Here is a 20,596-nt window from a genome sequence, read left to right as displayed (position 1 = left end):
TTATATAATTAATTGTAAGGAGAATAAAAATGAAAAAAATTAGTCGTAGTTTTTCAGTTAAAGGTTTTCATACATTGATTTTTGCTATTGTTGGTACAATTGTTTTAATTTGAGATTTTATTGATTATTTATTTTTCCATTCTTATTTAGCAAAATATGATTTATTATATACTGATAAAGGAACAATTTTTATTTCTTTTTTTACGCAACAAACTAATATTATTGTTATTATTTATTTTTATTTTGTGGCATATTTTCATTTTACTTATCAAAAACTAGACATCCATTCCTTTTTGATTCGTTTATTTGTTACGGTATATATTGCTGTTACTTCAATAGTTTTTACGGCTGGTTTATTACCAGGAATTGTTAATAAAACTACATATGACCTTAAAGGTTGAATTTTTACAATATTTTTACATTTTATTATTCCGATAGGAATGCTTATTTATTTTTTTTGAATGTCAGGTAAATTTCATTATGATTTACGAAGATTTAATCGTCAATCTTTATATAAAGTTTATATTTATCCATTTTTTTATTTTTTGTTTATAATGGTCCGCGGTGAACTTCGCCATCAAAATTCATTTATTGATAGTCTTTATGAGAAATTTCCCTTAGAAAGTTTTGATTTAGAATATCCTTATTGATTTTTAAACTATCATCATTATACTTATGGTATTGCAACAATTACAGTAACATTTTTATTTATATTTATATTAATTACTGGGTTAACTTATTTATTCATTTCATTAAATAATGTTATTTTTGAAAAACGACAATATCGTCATTCTAAAATGGTGCGCAGATAATGATAATTGGAATTATAGCGGCAATGAGCCAAGAGTTAACAATTTTAAATAAGGAATTAAGTAAAATTGCTAAAAAAACAGATATTAGTGAGAATTTAGTTGTATGAAATTATCTTGACCACCAAATTATTATTACTGAAAGTGGTATTGGAAAAGTTAATAGTGCTATTAATACTTATCATTTGTTACAAAATTATAATTTAGATTTATTAATTAATATTGGTAGTGTTGGTGCTATTAGTGAAGAAATAAAAATTAGTTCATTATTTTTGGTTCAACAAGTCTTTTATTATGATGTTGATTTAACAGCATTTGATTATAAATATGGACAATTACCAAAATTGCCACAAGCATATAATTGTATTTATGAACCTTGAAAAAAATTTAGTAAAAATAATAATATTATGATAACTAATCTTGCTACAGGTGATAGTTTTATTAATAGTGTATCCCAAGCACAAATAATTCAAGAAAATGTTGGTAAGAAAGTAACAATTGTTGATATGGAATGTGCAGCTATTTGTCAAGTAGCATATTTACAACAATGTCCCATCTTAGTTTTAAAAGCAGTTTCGGATAATGTTTATCATCAATTAAAAAATATTAATCAGTTTAATAAGAGTTTAGACAATATTAGTCGGAAGTTGGCAAAAATAACATTGAAATTAGTTGCTGAAATTATTAGTAAAGGGAGAATTGAAGATAATGGTTAAACATTATATTTTGGGTTTATTAACTTGAAGAACAATATATAAAGTTATTGCTATTAGTTTATGTATTGTTGTTTTGGTAATTGGTTATTTGATAGCTTTATTTGATTATCAAGGAACAGCTTTTGATGAAACCCCTGCTAATGGTCGGAGTGGTAATTATTTAAGTTTTTTTGTGGTGCAAGTAAATATTTTAATTTTAGCATATTTTGTTAATGCGTTAGTCTTTTATCGTAATGAAGGATTAACAAGGTGGACTAAATCAACGGCTAAAATTGCTTTTTCTGTTTATGCATCATTTACTTTATTAGTTTATTGAATAATTATTTTTCCATGAGTATTAATATCCACACCGTATACTATTAAAGGTTGACATTGGATTATTATTGCGTTTCAAAATGGTATTATTCCTTTACTGTTAATTATTTACATTGTGATTATTAGTTATGAAGATATAATCTATTCAAGAAATTTTTTTCGTTGAAAGCTATGAATTATTATTTTATATCCCTTAATTTATTTAATGTTTATTTTAGTGCGGGGCGCATTACGCTTATTAGATCATAATAAACACCCAGATTTATTTACTACTAATGGTAAGATTGATTGGATTAAAATTTATAATTATCCATTTCTTTCATATAATCAAGAAGTTTCTTTTATTAATTTTGATGGTATATTTACTTTTATTTTCTTTATGATTATTTTTACTATTTTATTATTATTTTTAGTATGATTTTATGTGTATATTTTTAATTATCGTTATGATATGAAACATAAAAGAAAAAGGAGATAAAAATGAAAAATTATCGTAAAATTATTAATTATTTATATTTAGGAGATTATCAATCAAAACCAGCATTTTGTGAATTTATCGTCAGTGCTGCGAGTGATTTTTTTGCTCAAAAAATCCCTAATCTTGATGACCAATCAGAACAAGTTTATTTAAGCGATGATAAAAAAGAATTATATTTAAATTTGTTAGATTATCCAGAAATTGGTACCTTAGACAAAAAAGTTTTAAAAGCAGGTTTAAATTTTATTGATGAACATCTTAAAGAGGAAGAAAATGTTTTCGTTCATTGTGTTTGAGGAGTTAATCGTAGTGCTTCATTAGTCTTTATTTATTTAGTTATTAATAACCATTTATCACAAGATAACTTTCATAGTGCTTGAAAACAATTTAAAAAAAATTATTCTCGTGCTAATCCGAACCCAGCTTATTGACATTATTTGAATCATGAGTTTCCTTATAATGATTTAAAAAATAAGTAAAATCTTTTTTAGTAATTAAGGAGAACATAATGGAAAAAATTAAAGGCTATTTAAAAACAATTGTTTTTGAAACTAATGGTTTTATAATTTGTAAGTTTTTGTTACATGATAGTATTAATCGTTATATTTTTGTTAAAGGTTATTTATTTAATTTGCAACCCGAACAGTTATATGAACTACAAGGGCAATTTGTTAGTCATCCAAAGTATGGTAAACAATTTCAAGTTGAAGAATATAAAACAGTAATTATTGAAGACAATGAATATTTAGTGAAGTATTTGTCGTCACCATTATTTCCGACAATTGGTAAAACTACAGCTCAAAAGATTATTGATTATTTACAAGATGATGTTTTAAATAAGATTTATTGTGATGATAAGATTTTATTTAATATTGGTATTAAAAAAAATCAAGCGCAAATTATTTATGAACAAATTAAAAAGCAAAAAAATGATCATCAATTAACACAATGATTTTCACGAGCTCAGTTATCTTTTGATTTATTGCATAAGTTACAAGCACAATATGGAGAAAAACTTTTACAATTAATAAAAGTTAATCCTTATGTGTTAAGTGATCAATGTGAATTTTGAACTTTTCATAAAGCTGACCAACTCGCTAGAGTGTTAGAAATTAATCTTGATAATGTTTCGCGTTTAGTATATGCATTAAGATATATTATTCGTCAAGAGTCCTTTAAGACAGGACATAGTTATTTTCCAGTTAATATAATTTTAAAACAACTTATGAAGTATAGTATTTTAGATGAAAAATTAATTAATCAAGTAGTAATGCAAGCTGTTAATGAAAATAAAATTATCGTTGATAATAATAATTTTTATGATATAGAAATTTATTATAGTGAAATTTTTATTGCTAAATATTTAAATCAATTACAAAAATTAGATAACAATATTAATGATGCTGTTATTATTGAAGATATTCATATTATTGAACAAGAAAATAATATTAGTTATAATAACGAACAACAATTAGCATTATTAAAATTTAGTCAAAAAAATTTAACCATTATTAATGGTGGACCAGGGACAGGAAAAACAACTTTAATTAAAGGAATTATTGCTTTATATCAAAAACATTATCCTCATAATACAGTTGCGATTTGTGCGCCCACAGGAAGAGCCGCTAAACGATTAAAAGAGCAAACTAATGTTGAAGCAATGACAATTCATAAATTATTAAAATGAAATTTGAATCACAATAAATTTAATCATAATGAAACTGAGCCATTAAATTTTGATTTAATTGTTGTTGATGAGATGAGTATGGTTGATACAATTTTATTTAATAATTTATTAGTTGCTAGTCCTAATTTACATAAATTAGTTTTAGTTGGTGATAACAATCAATTAACTTCTGTTGGTAGTGGCAATGTTTTAGGAGATTTATTACAAGTATCACATTTAAATATTATTAGTTTACAGAAAGTCTATCGTCAACTTGAAAAATCAGAAATTATTAATTTAGCATATCAAATGCAACAAAATAATTTTAGTTATGAATTTACTAATAGTAATGAAGTTCAATTTATTGAATATTATCAAATCCAGCAACTTTTAGAAAATTTGGCAAAGATATTTTTACAATTAGTTAATGAAAGCAATATCTTTGAAGTTCAGGTTCTTGCTTCAATGTATAATGGTCGCTGTGGCATTAATGCAATTAATGAAATATTGCAAGAAGCCTATAATCCTTTTTGTAAAGATAAAATGCAAATTAAAATTGCAACAACTATTTTTCGTGTTGGTGATAAAGTAATGCAAACTAAAAATGATAGTGAAAAAGATATTTATAATGGTGATATTGGGATTATTGATAGCATTATTACTAATGAACAAAATAAACAAGTTATTATTGTTCGTTATGAGCAAAGAATTATTGAATATCACCATCAGGAGTTGAATAATCTTATTTTAGCTTATACTATTTCTGTTCATAAATCACAAGGTAGTGAATACCCGTTTGTAATAATGATTATTGACAGTAGTGCAACATATATGTTAAAAAGAAATCTTATTTATACGGCTATTACTCGCTGTCAAAAGAAATTATATCTTTTAGGTCAAAAAAATATTTTTATTAAAGCTGTTAATTCATTAGAAAAACCACGAATTACAACATTAGTTAAAAGATTAATGGAAAATAAAATAATCCATAGTGGTAAAATATCATCATAAATGACATCATCTAATAAATGAAAAGTGAGGGATATTATGAAAAAGAATGTATCGCTAATAGTTATCTTTTTTTGATTAATACAAGTTCTTAATATTATTAGTGCTTGTTCTTTAAGTGTTAAAGATTTAAGCACTTTAAATAGTTTACAATCAATTATTTATCAATCAAATAATCAATATAATAAACTACAACAAGAGATTATTAAAGAAGAGCAATTTATTAAGCGCCCCCTTTCTACTAAGGCAAAATTTAAATATTTTGCTGATAGTGAAGCAACTAATGATATTAGTAGTAATTTACAAGTGAAAGGGGATATATGAGTAACTATTTCTGTTGGGAATGATGAAAAGTATTGAACTGGTACTAGTAAACCATTACTAATGAGTCTTATTGGTCCGTTTACTGAAATTGCTAATTTTGGAAATCCATTGCAAACAATTCCAACTTTTAGTTATAGTAATGGTAGTTTTTATGTATTTTTATATAACAGAATTCTAAAAGGTGATCGGACTGGTAACTTTCAAGAGTTAGGAACGATTCCTATTTCTGATGCTTTTTGAAGTGCATTAGTATATAATGACAATATTTATATGGGAACAATAACCAAAAAACTTTTTAAAGGTAATAAAAATGGTAACTTTCAAAAATTAACCAATTGAACTGGTGGGATGATTTGAAGTCTTGCTGTTCATAATAATAATTTTTATTTAGGTACTGATACGGGGAAAGTTTTTTTAGTTAAAGATTCTAATACTTTTGAAGAAATATTTAGTGTGCCTGATAGTGGTACTAAAATTATCAGAATAGGTTCTTTTAATAATAGTTTATATGTTGGTGTTAATTATGGAACAAGTAGCAGTAAACTCTTTAAAGAAAGTACAGTCGGTAATTTTACTGAATTAAGTAATTTTGATAAAAATATTAATGATATGATTTTTGTTAATAACAATATCTATATTGCTCTACAAAATGGTGAAATTTTTAAAAGCGATAGTAAAGGTAATTTTAATCTTTTTGTTAACTTGGTCGCAGGAATTAGAAATTTAGTATTTTATAATAATAATTTTTATGCTAGTAATTTTGCTGGTGTTATATTTAAAATTAATCTTAATGGTAGTTTTTATGAATTTGATAATTTTAATAGCAATTTAATTATAATATTAGAAGTAGTGGATGATTATCTGTATGCATTGACAACAGCATCGCCATTTTTCTTTACAGCGAAAGAAAATAATAAATTAAGTTTAGCAGAAAATGTTCTTAATAAGTTTTGAAAAACAAAATTAATTTAAAATTTGTAATATTAATTTTCGTGTCATTTTTAATATTTGGTATAATTAAAATAACAAATATTAAAAGAAGGTGAATTATATAGGCAATGGTTGATAATAAACCTAATTTATTTTGTATGAAAAAATTTTATATTTAAAAGGAGCATAGTTTTGGTTCAAAAAAGTAATTTATTAAAATCTTTATTTTTATCCTTTTTACTAATGTTAACTCCGATAAAATACCAAATTAATCTGCAACAAAATAATAAATATCATCAATTGTATGTTTTAGGAGATAGTCTGTCAGATAATGGTTCATTAGTAGGATTAGCAAATCAAATGTTAGAAAAAGTTCCCAGTTTTTTAAAAAACTATGCAGGAATTAAAGAAATTGCCTTTAAATCACCATATTATAATAATTCTTTTAGTAATGGACCCGTAGCTGTTGAAGTTTTAGCTAATAAATTAGGTTTATCTTTAATACCAACATGATTTAATGAATTTAAAATGCTTTTTTTAGGATGAACTTTTGAAAAATTAGGTAATAATTATGCAACATCAGGCGCACAAGTAATTGGAACAGATAACTATAGTAAGTTTAGAAGTTTTTTACAAACAAAAATTTCTTTAACTTATCAAACAACAGCATTATTGCAACAACATCAACTTCAAAGCAAAGATTTAATTGTTATTATTATGGGTGGTAATGATGTTTTATGAAATACAAATATTACTGATAAAATGCTGGATGAAATTGTTTTAACGCAAGAAAATAATATTAATCGTTTAATTAATTCTAATGCTCAAAGAATAGTTATTGGTAATTTACCCGATGTATCTACGATTCCAATGGCAAAAGAAAAAGTAATGCTTTCTAATAAAAAAATCAAAATATATAATGAAAAATTAAAATTAATGATTGAAAAAGTTAATTGTAAATATTATCAAACTGTTAAACTATATGATATTTATGCCTTGATGAAAAAAGTTACTAGTAACTTTTTAAAACAAGGGAAAGAAATCTATAAGAGTTGTTCAAACTTAGATGTTGATCATCTTTTTGAAAAAGTTAAATTAGCAAAGGGGAACTTTGAAGTTGAATTTAATAATTATTGTAATATTAACAATATTGATGAATTTCTTTTTTTTGATCAAGTTCATCCCACAAAAAATGCTCATTATCAATTAGGATTAGAACTATTTAATTTAGTTAATTGGTGATAGCATAAATTACTGTCATATCTTAATTGCTCTATATTTTATATAGGGCAGTTTTATTTTTATTTTATATTTATAAATATTTTAAATAAATTTGATATAATCACTTTAATAATAAGCTCCTAAAAAATAAATATAAAATCTTCTCATAAAGGTTGTGATTCTCAAAAAAAGATTAATTAAGTTAAGATTTTAACTTATTAACGACTATATTGATAACTTATCATTTTTTTGGGTCTTATTATTTTATATGTAAAGGAGTGAATTATAATGTTAAATAATTCTAAAAGTTTATTAAGTTTATTTTTACTGACTTCATTAATAACAACTCCGATTAATTTACAAAACCATAATACTGAAAATCAAACAAAAAATCAAACAAAATATAATCAAATTTATGCTTTAGGCGACAGTTTATCGGATAATGGTGCATTAGTAGATTTAGTTAATACAATGTTAGGTAAAATCCCTAGTTTTTTAACAGGAATTGAAAGAGTAGAATTTCAACCGCCATTTTATGGCAATTCTTTTAGTAATGGGCCCGTAGCTGTTGAAGTCTTAGCTAATAAGTTAAATTTATCTTTATCACCAGCTTTTCTTGCGGAATTTAAAATTAGTTTTTTAGGGTGAAAATTCCAACAATTAGGCAACAATTATTCTACTGGTGCCGCCCAAGTAATTGCTGGTACTAGTAATAATAAGTTTGGTAATTTATTACAAAGTAAAATTTCTTTAACAAAGCAAACAACAGCATTATTAACACAGCACAAAATTAAAAGCGATGATTTAGTTGTTATTATTTTGGGGGCTAATGTTTTGTATGAGTGGATAAAATTGATGATGTGTTAATTGATAATGTGGTTCAAAGACAAGAAGAAAATTTGCGTCGTTTAATTGCTTCTAATGCTCAAAGAATAGTTATTGGTAATTTACCAGACATTGCTGATACTCCTATAATTAAAGATCGGCCATTAATTACTACTGAAGTTATTAAAAAATATAATCAAAAATTAGCAATAATGGTTAATAAAGTGAATAAAGATTTTGCTAACTATGTTAAATTATATGATTTATTTACAACATTTAAAAAGATAGCAAATAATTTTTTATTAGCGGGTAAAGAAACTAAAAAGGGTTGTTCAAAATTAGAATTAGATGGATTTTTAGAACGAGTAAAGAAAAATAAAGGTGACATTATTGTTGAATTTAATGATTATTGTAATCTTCATAACATTGATAATTTTCTTTTCTTTGATCAAGTTCATCCCACAAAAAATGCTCATTATCAATTAGGAATGGAATTATTTAATATTGTTAAAAAATGATAAAGATTTGTTTGCCATATCTTTAGTTTATTAATATTTCTGAAAGGAGACTAATAGTGTCTAAAATTAAAAATTTTTCTTTAGCATTAACTATCAATCTTTGCTTAGGAATAAATGTTATTCCTATGAATTTAAATAATACTAAAGAAATTTTATCATCACTAAATTGCAATTTTACTAGTAATAATCCTAATGCTTTAGTTTCTACTATTAAAAAAGATTTATTTAGTAAACAAGATAGAATACAAGTTGAAACTGATTTTGATATTAATGTTTCTAATAATGAAATTAAGTTTATTAATCAATGTATTCAAGAATTTTTTAAAAAGTCTAATACTAATAATAAGAAACTAATAAAAAAATTTTCTAATGCTACTAATACTAATGTAATATACCACAGACTTATGACAAACACAAGAGATTTTTTAAAAAAGGGACAAAAAATTATAAAATAATGCGAGAAATTTTCAAAAATAGTTTACAATTAAATTCCAAGGTAAAAAGACTGTAGATTAAAATTTGGAGAAAGGAAAAGGTGTTATTAATTTTATTAATTAGTAAAAATTCACGAAAGGGATTTGATTAATATGAAAAAATTACTAGGAATTTTAGGAACAATAACAATAGCAGGGAGCGGAATGGCGGGACTTGTTGGAAACGCTCCAGCTCCAGCAAAAAATGAAATTAATTATCAAAAGGCTGATAATTTAGAAAATTTAAATAGAAATAAAAGAGAAAATTACAATAAACCAATAATAATTGATAGTTATCAATTAAAAGATTCGGGAGTTTGATTTGAAACATATTGATATTGATTTGGTTATTGCAGACTACATTTTAGTCATAATGAAATTGAAAGCCTTATTGAAGGCGGGCATTCAATAACTGAACTAGCTCAACAAATTGCAGAAGCATTCCCTCCACTAGCACCAGTAGCGGTTATAATTGCTGGATGAGTAACATTAAATTTATGAGGATTAAATTCTTATGATTATGGAAATGGTGCGTGGGTAGCATTTCATCTATTACAGCCTGAAATACCCCTTGGATTTGGAAGTAATTAAGAAAGGCAGTCTCGGAATTATTTTTAAGAAATTAAATTATCACCGAATGGCAGTGCATTTATTTTAAGAAACTAATAGTAAAAATTTTTGCAATTTTTGAAAAGGTGTTTTACTGTTTAAAGATGAATGACGGCGTTCAAAATTATAAAAGTAATAATATTTGTTTAAATAATGTTGAAGCTCATTTTGATTTAATTTTTTATCCTTAGAATAAAATAATTTGGTATAATGTTGATGGAATCGTTCAATCTTTCCGTTGCTCTGAGGAGAACGGATTGGTGTGGTTTCGTGAACAATTCCGTTCCTCGAAAGAAAGGTTGTAAAAGGCCTTTCTTTTACTTTGTATGATTTTTTATTACTTCAGTTAGTAGTAGTAAACTCTGGAGCGTTATCAGTACGAAGGCGTTTAATTGTTATACCAAGTTCGCTAAAATCTTTTATTGCTCTTTGCATGGCATTAATTGCGTTATTGGTTCCTAAACTATCATAAACATAACCAAATACTATCCGTGTCATTTCGTCAATGAAATCATAAATGTAATATTTTTTATCAACCGGAAAATTTGATGTGGTAATAATTTTAGCATCCATTTGTAAAAGACCAATCTCAGAAACTTCATAACGCTTAAAATGGCGTTTTGTTTGTTTGATTTGCTGTTTTAATTCTTTTCAACGAGGGTCAGATTTAATTCAACGATAAAAAGTTTTGATATTTTTAGGAACTTCTGAATTTTTAATATCGTGAGAACCGATTTTTAAATTATTAAATAAAGACCACATTCCACCTGCTTGAAGATTTTTATAATCAAAATATAAATCACATACCTTTTCACGAGAATTTAAACTATATTGATAATTAAGATTTTGTGGTTTTATAGTTTTAAACAATAACAAATCTAAATTATCAGAATAATAAGCAGTCATAATTTTTTCCGCCCAACGATAAAAGGTTTTCGTTGCATTCTTAAAATATTTTTTAATAAGTTTTGTTAAAGTAGTTTCTTCCATATAAAAATAAGTGCATAAATTTAAATAGGCAGTAATGCGTTTTTTAGTTTTATAGTAATAAGGATTACGGCAATTAGCACTTAGTCAACTTTGTACTTTTGCTTTTAAATCTGCTAAATCAGCTTGGGAAATAATATATTTCATTTTTTAAACTCCTTAAATTAAGAAAACCGTATTACAAAAAATACGATTTTCAAGAATGGTTATTAAATTACTAAAGTTAATAAGGCATTTCGGCAGAAAATGAATTTAAATAAAATATACCTTCTGATTCATAAATAGAAATTTTAAATTTAACTAAGCTATCAACAACATAAGCATTACTTGAATATGTACCATTATTACGATAAAAATTATTAACTTCATCATAAACATTGGATTTTTCTTTAACCAATAAAATAAGGCTAGGATTTGGAAAATAACCACCCCCAACATTTCTTGAAATATCATACGGAATATTTAAACCCTGATTCTTAACTTGTAAGAGATTAGAATTAAAATTATTTTGAAAATAAGGATTATAAATAAAAGCACTCTGTTTAATGCTAGCAAACTCTAAATCATATTTTTTTAAATCATTGCTATTTTTACTACATCCCGAGATAAACATTATACATACTAAATTTAAAGCTGATAAAAATTTTCACATAAATAAAAATCCTCCTTTCAAAGGAATTATATTTTATATAAAAATATTGGAAACATTTAAGAAAACTTTTTTAATATCATTAGCAAAATTGCTAAGGGCACTACAAATTCAAATAACATCTGAAATGCCGGAATAACTTCAAATACTGGGAAAGCAGTTTTCGTAAAATTAATTGTTGTTTTGGCAATATCAGCAAGAGGACGAATTAAAAGATTAATTCCAGAAAGACCAAGTAATCAATTTAACACGCTAACAGAAGCATGTTGAATGCCACACGATATGGCACTAAATAAACCCCAATAAGAACAGCTGGGCGTTGGAATTAAGTCATCCATATTTCCGCTTATTCCGCCACCAATAAAAGCTGTTGAATTCAAAATGTTAAAATCGTATAAAGAATAATGATATTCAGTGCTTTCGTTTTTCTTTTTATATAGTGGAAAAGTTAGTGTAAAAATATTAATTCCATACATGACATCGACTTTAGCATTATAAAAATGCAGTTTATTACTAGTGGAGTTTCATAATTGATTATCATATGCTTTTAACACATTAAAATCTATTTGATAAGAACTTTTACCAGTATTAAAACCATTGGCAATTTGTTTATCTTTAACAAAGAAATAGGAACGAAAAATCATATTCTTACTATTTTCCATTGTTGAACCAAAGTTAATTAAATACTGTTTGGGATAAAAAGTAATTAAGGAACGATAGAAAAAACCCATTTGTAAAACATTTTTAGGAATTTGTTGCATTCCTTTGTAATCTAATTCTACATAAGTAGAAGCATCCATATCAAAACTCGCATAAAAGAATTGTACAAAAAACTCACCTAAAACTTTATAAATTTTATTAAATAAACCATTAATAAAATCAATAGTTAAATCTTTTTGATAATAAAGCATAAAATCTTTAAAATCAAATTTTAATTTGTCATCATAGCGTAAAAAATGGAAAGTATTACCATAATAATTAATTTGTCCGAAAAAGGTGTTGATAAAATCTCTTCCAAAACTTGTTACTGACCCAAATTTTAAAATTGATTTACCATTTTCTAAAAACTCGTTATTACCCACAATGCTACCATGTTCAGTTTTTATAGTAATAACATCACCAAAACTGGAAAAGGAAAGTTCCCTAAAAATAACTTTTTCCATCATATCAGGTTTAGGATATGAGTTTTTGCGACTTAAATTAAATTTACTATTTTGTTTAAAACCATTTAATTTAATTGAAATTTCACTCATATATTTAAAATTATCGTCAAAGAAATTAAAAATTGGGACTCAATATAAATAACTATAATTAAATTTATCAAAATCTCGGCGTTGTATCATTAAATAATCAAGTTTATCTTGAAACTGATTATACTGATATTCACCATCATTTTTAGTTATTACTGTTGGTAATAATTGCTCGTTCTCTTTTTCGGGTAAAGGGGGCATTTCGGCAGAAAATGAATTTAAATAAAATATACCTTCTGATTCATAAATAGAAATTTTAAATTTAACTAAGCTATCAACAACATAAGCATTACTTGAATATGTACCATTATTACGATAAAAATTATTAACTTCATCATAAACATTGGATTTTTCTTTAACCAATAAAATAAGGCTAGGATTTGGAAAATAACCACCCCCAACATTTCTTGAAATATCATACGGAATATTTAAACCCTGATTCTTAACTTGTAAGAGATTAGAATTAAAATTATTTTGAAAATAAGGATTATAAATAAAAGCACTCTGTTTAATGCTAGCAAACTCTAATTCACAACTATTACCACATTGACTGGGATTTGTAGCTCGTTTTTCTCGTTTCATAAAGGATTGTTCCATATTAGGTTTTGGTGGTTGTTTTGTATCAAAGAACACCCCTAATGGCACCAAACCAATAAACATTATAATAAATCAAGAAATAATCTTATGCATCTCATCACGACTTAAAACTCTCTTTTATTGCTTTAAAAGCATGAGAAAATTTATATTCATAATATAATGGACATTCAGAAATATTAATAACTTCTTTTTGATGTTTTCTAACTACTTTATTAAAATAAAAACGCTTAATAATTAACTTAACAACTGTCATTAACAAATAAACCATTAATAATCAAAAATACACCTTAAAAAATACATTTTGAAAATCAAACAATATAAAATCTTTAAAAAACTCATCTGTGTTAGTTCTAATTCTTGTTAAAAATACTCAAATTATAACCATAACAGTATGAAATATAATAAAAAAATGCACAAAACCTAAAATGCTTTTAAATCATTTAATACTTAATATTTTCTTTAACTTTTTCATTTTTTAACTCCTTTCAAAGTATTTTTTTATTCAGTAGGTCCTCTTAAAATTAAATATATTGTTGATAAAATACAAATCGTTCCTAAAATTTGGAAAATCGGATGTTGGGAAAATAACCTTATCATTGGTTTAAACAAATCTAAAATTTTAATATTTTTTGATAAAACTTTATTAAAATATTCTAAACCCTCACGCACATAGGCTCATAAACCTAAAAAATCACCTAAAGCAAAAATAGAAAAAACAGAAACAAGAATAAATAATATTATTAATTTAAACACATTTATTTACTCCTTTGATTTCACGATTTAAAATTTTTATTTTGTCTAACTGTGGTAATTTGGCCGCTTTTTTTGTGGTGAAAATTACCAACTTGTTTGTTGACTCCTCAATTAGCAACTGATTTTTGATATTTTTTACGAAAACCAACTTTTGGTCGTTCAATATGAATACCTAAAATACCACCAATTACAAGATTTATCACAAGCATAATTAGCGGAAAAATAATAATGCGAATATCTGTTCCGGGAATGGTTAAAGTTCAAATTAAATCAAAAACTTTATAAAACATATCGCCAATCAAACTAGCCATTTTTTCTAAGTTTTCCATTTTTTAAACTCCTTTACTTGTTTTTCTTCTTCAAATTATTTTTTAACTTAGTAAGTATCTTACTGAATTTTTCCATTTTTAAATATTCTAATGCTTCAATATCCATTACATTATCATTTCAAAATTTATGCTGATAATTATCATTCAAAGCACGATTACTTAATTCACGCAAGAATGATAAATATTTATTATCATAAAGGTTTAAAATTGATATCGGAATTTTCAACTTAAAGAAATAAATGTCTAATTCCGGAATGCTACGATACTTAATTTTGCGACCTTTTTTATCATTTTTAGCATTAATTAAAGTTAATCGTCATTGCTCGTATTCGCTTACCGATTTAAAAGTGCCATAAATAACTTGTAAATAAGGACGAAAGATACTAACCGGTTTTTTTCTAATGCCAACAATTATTGAATTCGCAATATCACGAACTTTAACCCATATCCATATATGTTCAGCTCGTTGTCCACTTGCTAATACGATATGGGTAAATTGGCGAGCCGAAGCGAAATATTCTTGTAAACCTTGGGTTACTCTATCATTTTCTTTATAATCAGTTCCTTCTAAAAATAAGTTAGTTTCATCTCATAACAGTAAATGTTTTTCATCTAAAATTGGATAATTATAATCTAAAAGTGACATATGCCCTAATGAAAGCATTTGTTTATCTGTAATCGGAAAAGTAGAAATCGTTTTTCAACCACTTAACAAATAAGAAGCTAAAACCATTAGAGCAGTTTTTCCTGTCCCTAAAGCACCAATAACCAAATTTAAAGGTGAATTTAATAGAAAATTAACAAAATTACGGCGAGCAAAGAAATGAGAAATTTTAGTATATAAAATATACAAAGCAATTAATAAATAAATAATATCAAATAACATTCGTCAACTTTGAGGATTATAATAATACAAAATTACACCATAAAATCATGCAATAATAAATAAAGTGCGATTTAAAGCCACAAAATCATATAATCTTAAATTTATTTTCTTAAACAATAGCATAACTTAAATCACACTTTCTTTATTTTTATTACTATCTACCGGGCATTAATTTTTCAAACATTTTAAAAGCAATTAAAAATAAACCAATAATTACTCCAAGCAAGAAAACTCAATATGTAGCAAAAAAATCAACAACATTTGGCATATTACCACCAATAATATCGGTTCAAATGTGACCAAACGCTCCAATTAACGCTTTTCATAATTTAGTAACCGCTTGTTCACCAGTAATAGCTACTGTCGGTGCATCTACTAAAAAAGTTCCAAACATACAATCACCTCCCCTCTAAACAAAATATTTATTCTATATTTATTAACAGAAATAAGATTTAACTTTATAAAATAAAATAACCATAAATAAGACAATAATTACTAATACCAGTCAAAACGCAATATTTGCTATTAAAAGTCAAAGTAATTCCTTAGTCAAATCAATTTCTTTATCTCCAGTAATATGAACCGGAATAATTGTAATTTGGATAAACAAATCTCAAAAAGTCTGTTTAATTTGTTCTCAATTTAAATCTTTTCAAACAGCTAAAAACATAATAATTACCGCTTAAAAGGTCAAAAGAGTAGAAAAATAATTGCTGAGAAGAGCATTATAATTATTAAAATTGAAAACAAAAATACAACTTGGGGTGGTAAATCGGCAGTTGGATAAATTAATTCAATTAACTCAACAATTATTTTTTTAAACATTTAACAACCAACTTCCTTAATTAATAACATAGCATCAATAAAAACCCACACATCATGAAAAATATCTATCTCTACATGACCAACACCATAATCACGCGCTCATACACGATTAGGTTTAGTATTGTTATCACCATTAATATATACAGATAACTGCGATACTCTATCTATCTTTTGTTCTTCTTCAGAAGAAGCAATACCATACCATACTTTCACTTTTTTCTCCCTACCTTTTAATTTATCTTTCCTATTTTTAACATTTTTTTAATTTTTTTAATTTTTCTAACCCTTTTTGTACTTTTAATTCGATTAATTTTATTTATTTTTGTGTTATAGTTAAATTTAGTCATATCTATATACTTTTAAAAATATTCTAAATATTTTTTATTTGTTAATTTCTTCTCCATCTTTTTCTAATAAATTTTTCTTAAATTTCGCAATAAATATTCGTTGTGAATAAGTAAAATCTTTTGGCAACTGCTTTGCTTCACTACCATATTTCTTTTTATCTTTAAAAAAACGATAAATATTAACTGCAATATAATATGCTAGTAATAATGTTAAAATCGTAAAAAACACTAGTCCAAATATACTCATCTTTCTTTTCTCCTTAATTTTTTAATCTTTTAATATGCAATATCAACACACAAAGTCAATTATCACCGACTAAATCAGTTCTAACAGATTCAACCGCAGATTTAGACACTCAAATTTTTTGTTCTAATCCAGTTTTTTTATTAATAGAATATATAAACTCTTGACAATAATCTTTGCCAGACTCATCCACATTAACTCACATTTTCATTTCTAAAACTCCTCAAAAAAATTGCAATAACTTAGTTAAATAAACTCAACTAACATAGATAATTAACGGGCGGAGCATACGCTTTCCGCGCCGTTTAAACACCATAAAAACTAACTAAAATATTTTTTTATTTACCCCTATTCTTAAAACACCGTAAAACATTTTTAAAATGAATTTTTAAAATAATCAAAACTTACAACCTTTTTATCATATGCTTTTTCAGCAACAAAAAAACCTAACAACTCATGACCTAAAATCAAACTAGACTCTTGACCTTTATCATTAATAAAAACTAACCGATATTCACCATCTCTAATTATTCCTATACAAATAGAATTCTCATATTTTCCTTTATAAACAAATCGTTTCGAAAACCAAATACCAGTAGATTCATACAATCACGGAATTGCTGGTGCTTTAATAAGTACTGCATTTTGTGTTTCTTTTAAAAGATATTTTTCAGTATTTAAAAAAATATTTTCAATATTTCTCATATACATACCATCCTTACAATATTTAGTTATATTAAACTAAGTTATATTTAGCTTAGTTATCTAACTAAGTTAAATATTTATTTTTTTAAACATTTATGTTTAACAAAATTTGTTAGTAAACTTCGTTTACTAATTAACTTAGTTTATTATTATCAAGGCACAAAAAAATACAAGGCATAACTAAAAATAATAAATATTAATTTAACCTTATATTTCTTGTAATAAATAAATGAGCTCATATTTATTTATTAATTAACAGCAAGTTTGTAAAAACCAAAATCTTGTCATATGTATATGGTTTCTACAGCTACTAATACTAAAGCTATTGATAATTTAGATATTTATGATAAAAATTATTTTTCTGTTCCTGATTTACGAGCACAATTGGATGCTGTTGTTTTGAAACAAGATAGTAATTTTAATAATAAAATTAAAGCTTTTTTTAATTGATCAAATTTTAAATATAATTTTTCAGAACAATTATCTCGTAAAGATTTAAATGAAGATTCACATTTTTTAATGATTTATAATTATTTCAGTCGGATATTTGGTAAAAAAAATACTCAAAAATGATTATTTGCAATTGATGAATTGGAACAATATAATGATGCTGGTATTAGTTATGATCACTTTTTTGGGATGGTAGTAAATAGTTATAAAAACGGTTGACAATTTTTAAGTTTATCACCAAATATTAATAATCAAAAGTATATTAATCAAAAGCATCAAGAAGGTTATTTAGGTTTTAATACTCCTACTGTAGGTTTAATTCATTTATATGGTCAAGTTTTAGCAGAAAGTTTGAAATTTGAACCAGCAAATATAAATCGTGGTTATTTGCCTGATAATAAAAACCAAATGCATCCTAGTGGTTTTGCCCTTGGTAAATTTAGCCCTGGATGATTTAGATATAATACTTTAAAAAAAATTAATTTCGAAGAAAGAAGTTATCAGCCTTGACATTCTTCATTTAATATGAAAGCAACAATGGATAAGTTTATTATTGAAAAGTTAGAAAATAATAATCCTTGATTTAATAATTCATTATCAAAAAGTCATTGTCTTGCTGTTATTAAATTAGTTAAAACATTTCTTGGTAATATAAAATATTCCTTATCATATGAAGGAAATTTAATTGGTAATTGAATGGAACAATGATTATTAACTCCACTGTATAATGACGAACTAAGTGTCCAATGAGAATTGTTACAGGAATTTTTTACTGATTATTTACCTAAAACTTATAAAGAAACAATAAAAAATTGAAAGGGAGTAGGAAATGTTAAAGAAATCAAAGGCCATAAGTCTAACAATAATAGCATTAATTAGTTCTTTTGAATTTACTAAACCACAACTTTATAATGATAGCAAAGCATTTGATAGTTTTAATTGTAATTTCCGTCATAAAAATGACATTACTAATGTTTATGATGAAGAACACCAAAAGTTGTTAGAACCTTTAACGGATACTACTTTTAAAGAGTATTATCAAGCTAATAAAGCAAAAATTAATCAATGTCAAGAAATATTAAATCATCGCCCAACAATTTTTGAAAATGTGGCTCGTAATAGGTTTGATTTTGCTAAACGCCATGCTTTTAATGATTTTGCATCATTACGAAATGCTATTGATAATACGATTTTAAGAGATAATCAGAAAGTATTATTTGATTGAGATACAATATTAAATAAACTGGAAAAAGAAAATTATCTTGGAACTGATTATAAAACGCAAATTGTTAATCTTTTTAGTTATTTAAGTAATTATTATAATAAGGAAAATATTTTACGATGAGTGCTTAGTGCAAGCATTTCTGAAGAAGCAAGTGAAGAAATTTTTAGAGGAATTACTGTGTATGAATTTTATAAAAATCTTCAGTATGTTGCTTTTTCAGAAAAAGCTTTTGACCAAAAAGAACTTACTAATAATTATAAAAAAGATGGTTATACAAGTAATGATTCATTAGTGTATGTTTTTATTCATGAATATGGTCATGTTTTTGATATTGCTTTAACTTTTCAACCATTTAATTTAAATAGTGGTGTATTGCCAGATGAAAAAGTTTGAAATGGTAAAATACCGTATTTAGAATATTGATATGAAAATTACAATAGTAATATTAATAATGACACTTTCATTAATAAAATGGCTGATCGAACTGCAATTAAACCATCAGATGAACTAATAAGATTTTTAGGTATTAAATTAGGTTATGATAGTAGCGATTTTGATAGTTATTCAGTAGATAATGATAGAAAAGAAACTAAATCTTGAATTGCTAGTAATATGTTAGGATATATAATGTCTAGTAGCAATTATGCTAGACAAGGTTTTAAAACTGGTTATAAAGATAAAGAAGGAAATGAGCATCAAGGGACTATTAGGTTTGGTGCTAGACAAGAGTTATTTGCTGAACTTTTTACTAAGTGAATGTTAGAACCAATTTATTCTGAGCGATTATCAGTTAGTTGAAATTTATTAAATGAATTTTTTACTGATTACTTACCTAACTTATGAAAAAAAGTAATTGAATAAATTAATAATATAATTTTTAATATAAGATTAGTCTATCATTTAATAATGATAGACTTTTAAAGATAAGGAGAAAATTAATGAAATTGAAAATGTTACAATCTAATGTTTATGCTTTGCGATTAGAAGTAGAAGAAGAAATTGTCAGCACTTTAGAAAAAATTATGCTTGAAAAGCAATGAGGCTTTTGTCAAATCCAAGGTATTGGTGCTGTGAAAAATTGTACACTCGGATACTATGTCTTAGAAAGGCAAGATTATGACTGAGTTACTATTAGTGAAATGTTAGAGTTAACCAGTGCTATGGGAAGTATTGCTTGAGATGCTATGAATCCAAATATTCCATTAGTACATTGTCATATTACGGTTGGCAATTCGGAACATAAACCTTTTGCTGGTCATTTAAAATCAGCTGATATTGCTTTAACTGGTGAATTTTTTATTACCGTAGTTAGTAAAGAAAAAGTTTTTCGAAAAATAATTCCTCCACATAATATTAAATTGTGAGATTTAAACTAATAATTTTGTGATATAATTATTGTATTAATTACAACTTTTAATAAAAAAATAACGCGATTTTAATCTAAATTTGGATTATTT

27 protein-coding genes are annotated in these 20,596 nt (G+C 25.2%); 14 read left to right on the top strand and 13 right to left on the bottom strand.

What is annotated here, in order from left to right:
- The first annotated feature begins 29 nt into the window (after positions 1 to 29).
- From AAHM88_RS01185 to AAHM88_RS01135, 11 genes are all read left to right on the top strand, one after another.
- Positions 30 to 812, top strand: a complete 783-nt coding sequence (locus tag AAHM88_RS01185) for a hypothetical protein (RefSeq protein WP_342262978.1) — start codon at positions 30 to 32, stop codon at positions 810 to 812.
- On the top strand, positions 812 to 1,525 hold the full coding sequence (gene mtnN, locus AAHM88_RS01180) for a 5'-methylthioadenosine/S-adenosylhomocysteine nucleosidase (RefSeq protein WP_342262977.1): 714 nt from the start codon (positions 812 to 814) through the stop codon (positions 1,523 to 1,525). The genes AAHM88_RS01185 and mtnN overlap by 1 nt, the downstream gene beginning before the upstream one ends.
- Entirely contained in the window at positions 1,518 to 2,318 is an 801-nt protein-coding gene (locus tag AAHM88_RS01175) for a hypothetical protein (protein ID WP_342262976.1), read from the top strand. Before mtnN ends, AAHM88_RS01175 begins: the two co-directional genes overlap by 8 nt.
- Positions 2,319 to 2,320: 2 nt before the next feature.
- Entirely contained in the window at positions 2,321 to 2,797 is a 477-nt protein-coding gene (locus AAHM88_RS01170) for a dual specificity protein phosphatase (RefSeq protein WP_338982552.1), read from the top strand.
- Between the two features lie 29 nt (positions 2,798 to 2,826).
- Positions 2,827 to 4,995, top strand: a complete 2,169-nt coding sequence (gene recD2, locus AAHM88_RS01165) for an SF1B family DNA helicase RecD2 (RefSeq protein WP_342262975.1) — start codon at positions 2,827 to 2,829, stop codon at positions 4,993 to 4,995.
- 36 nt (positions 4,996 to 5,031) lie between these two features.
- The gene (locus AAHM88_RS01160; RefSeq protein WP_342262974.1) at positions 5,032 to 6,288 is read left to right on the top strand and encodes a hypothetical protein; all 1,257 of its coding nucleotides are present in this window, start codon (positions 5,032 to 5,034) and stop codon (positions 6,286 to 6,288) included.
- A gap of 150 nt (positions 6,289 to 6,438) precedes the next feature.
- A complete protein-coding gene (locus AAHM88_RS01155) occupies positions 6,439 to 7,491 on the top strand; it encodes an SGNH/GDSL hydrolase family protein (RefSeq protein ID WP_342262973.1) in 1,053 nt (350 codons plus the stop codon).
- Between the two features lie 264 nt (positions 7,492 to 7,755).
- Positions 7,756 to 8,334, top strand: coding sequence for an SGNH/GDSL hydrolase family protein (locus AAHM88_RS01150; RefSeq protein ID WP_342262972.1), 579 nt, complete (start codon positions 7,756 to 7,758; stop codon positions 8,332 to 8,334).
- Positions 8,310 to 8,813, top strand: coding sequence for a hypothetical protein (locus tag AAHM88_RS01145; protein WP_342262971.1), 504 nt, complete (start codon positions 8,310 to 8,312; stop codon positions 8,811 to 8,813). The genes AAHM88_RS01150 and AAHM88_RS01145 overlap by 25 nt, the downstream gene beginning before the upstream one ends.
- A gap of 53 nt (positions 8,814 to 8,866) precedes the next feature.
- The gene (locus tag AAHM88_RS01140) at positions 8,867 to 9,265 is read left to right on the top strand and encodes a hypothetical protein (RefSeq protein WP_342262970.1); all 399 of its coding nucleotides are present in this window, start codon (positions 8,867 to 8,869) and stop codon (positions 9,263 to 9,265) included.
- Between the two features lie 132 nt (positions 9,266 to 9,397).
- Positions 9,398 to 9,874: a hypothetical protein gene (locus tag AAHM88_RS01135; protein WP_342223655.1), complete on the top strand. Its 477-nt coding sequence runs from the start codon at positions 9,398 to 9,400 to the stop codon at positions 9,872 to 9,874.
- A gap of 63 nt (positions 9,875 to 9,937) precedes the next feature.
- On the opposite strand, the gene AAHM88_RS01130 is transcribed toward AAHM88_RS01135, so the two are convergent.
- The 13 genes from AAHM88_RS01130 to AAHM88_RS01070 form a co-directional block, all read right to left on the bottom strand.
- Positions 9,938 to 11,026: a DDE-type integrase/transposase/recombinase gene (locus AAHM88_RS01130; RefSeq protein ID WP_342262969.1), complete on the bottom strand. Its 1,089-nt coding sequence runs from the start codon at positions 11,024 to 11,026 to the stop codon at positions 9,938 to 9,940.
- A gap of 76 nt (positions 11,027 to 11,102) precedes the next feature.
- Complete coding sequence (locus tag AAHM88_RS01125; protein ID WP_342262968.1) at positions 11,103 to 11,531, bottom strand: hypothetical protein; 429 nt, start codon at positions 11,529 to 11,531, stop codon at positions 11,103 to 11,105.
- A gap of 56 nt (positions 11,532 to 11,587) precedes the next feature.
- Positions 11,588 to 13,468 (bottom strand): hypothetical protein, encoded by a 1,881-nt coding sequence (locus tag AAHM88_RS01120; protein WP_342262967.1) that lies wholly within the window; start codon positions 13,466 to 13,468, stop codon positions 11,588 to 11,590.
- Positions 13,461 to 13,847, bottom strand: a complete 387-nt coding sequence (locus tag AAHM88_RS01115) for a hypothetical protein (protein ID WP_342262436.1) — start codon at positions 13,845 to 13,847, stop codon at positions 13,461 to 13,463. The genes AAHM88_RS01120 and AAHM88_RS01115 overlap by 8 nt, the downstream gene beginning before the upstream one ends.
- Before the next feature lie 26 nt (positions 13,848 to 13,873).
- Positions 13,874 to 14,128 (bottom strand): hypothetical protein, encoded by a 255-nt coding sequence (locus tag AAHM88_RS01110; RefSeq protein WP_215825736.1) that lies wholly within the window; start codon positions 14,126 to 14,128, stop codon positions 13,874 to 13,876.
- A gap of 2 nt (positions 14,129 to 14,130) precedes the next feature.
- Complete coding sequence (locus AAHM88_RS01105) at positions 14,131 to 14,457, bottom strand: hypothetical protein (RefSeq protein ID WP_342262966.1); 327 nt, start codon at positions 14,455 to 14,457, stop codon at positions 14,131 to 14,133.
- 13 nt (positions 14,458 to 14,470) lie between these two features.
- The gene (locus AAHM88_RS01100) at positions 14,471 to 15,466 is read right to left on the bottom strand and encodes a hypothetical protein (RefSeq protein WP_342262965.1); all 996 of its coding nucleotides are present in this window, start codon (positions 15,464 to 15,466) and stop codon (positions 14,471 to 14,473) included.
- 31 nt (positions 15,467 to 15,497) lie between these two features.
- On the bottom strand, positions 15,498 to 15,737 hold the full coding sequence (locus tag AAHM88_RS01095) for a hypothetical protein (RefSeq protein ID WP_342262439.1): 240 nt from the start codon (positions 15,735 to 15,737) through the stop codon (positions 15,498 to 15,500).
- Between the two features lie 42 nt (positions 15,738 to 15,779).
- Positions 15,780 to 16,013 carry a hypothetical protein gene (locus tag AAHM88_RS01090; RefSeq protein WP_342262440.1) on the bottom strand — a complete coding sequence of 78 codons (234 nt, stop codon included), beginning with the start codon at positions 16,011 to 16,013 and terminating at the stop codon, positions 15,780 to 15,782.
- Between the two features lie 155 nt (positions 16,014 to 16,168).
- The gene (locus AAHM88_RS01085) at positions 16,169 to 16,381 is read right to left on the bottom strand and encodes a hypothetical protein (RefSeq protein ID WP_342262441.1); all 213 of its coding nucleotides are present in this window, start codon (positions 16,379 to 16,381) and stop codon (positions 16,169 to 16,171) included.
- Positions 16,382 to 16,549: 168 nt separating this feature from the next.
- Positions 16,550 to 16,762: a hypothetical protein gene (locus tag AAHM88_RS01080; protein ID WP_342262442.1), complete on the bottom strand. Its 213-nt coding sequence runs from the start codon at positions 16,760 to 16,762 to the stop codon at positions 16,550 to 16,552.
- 13 nt (positions 16,763 to 16,775) lie between these two features.
- A complete protein-coding gene (locus AAHM88_RS01075; protein WP_342262443.1) occupies positions 16,776 to 17,075 on the bottom strand; it encodes a hypothetical protein in 300 nt (99 codons plus the stop codon).
- Positions 17,076 to 17,134: 59 nt separating this feature from the next.
- A complete protein-coding gene (locus tag AAHM88_RS01070; RefSeq protein ID WP_342262305.1) occupies positions 17,135 to 17,464 on the bottom strand; it encodes a hypothetical protein in 330 nt (109 codons plus the stop codon).
- A 288-nt stretch (positions 17,465 to 17,752) separates the two neighbouring features.
- Here AAHM88_RS01070 and AAHM88_RS01065 point away from each other — a divergent pair, with 288 nt between their 5' ends.
- The 3 genes from AAHM88_RS01065 to AAHM88_RS01055 all read left to right on the top strand — a co-directional run bounded on the left by AAHM88_RS01065 (position 17,753) and on the right by AAHM88_RS01055 (position 20,515).
- The gene (locus AAHM88_RS01065) at positions 17,753 to 18,793 is read left to right on the top strand and encodes a hypothetical protein (protein ID WP_342262964.1); all 1,041 of its coding nucleotides are present in this window, start codon (positions 17,753 to 17,755) and stop codon (positions 18,791 to 18,793) included.
- Entirely contained in the window at positions 18,744 to 20,000 is a 1,257-nt protein-coding gene (locus AAHM88_RS01060) for a hypothetical protein (RefSeq protein WP_342262963.1), read from the top strand. The genes AAHM88_RS01065 and AAHM88_RS01060 overlap by 50 nt, the downstream gene beginning before the upstream one ends.
- 77 nt (positions 20,001 to 20,077) lie before the next feature.
- Entirely contained in the window at positions 20,078 to 20,515 is a 438-nt protein-coding gene (locus AAHM88_RS01055; RefSeq protein WP_342262962.1) for a PPC domain-containing DNA-binding protein, read from the top strand.
- Positions 20,516 to 20,596: the final 81 nt, after the last annotated feature.

It is taken from the genome of Spiroplasma endosymbiont of Dromius quadrimaculatus, assembly GCF_964031155.1.
Lineage (GTDB): Bacteria > Bacillota_I > Bacilli_A > Mycoplasmatales > Nriv7 > Nriv7.
This window is presented reverse-complemented; position numbering and strand designations above follow the sequence as displayed.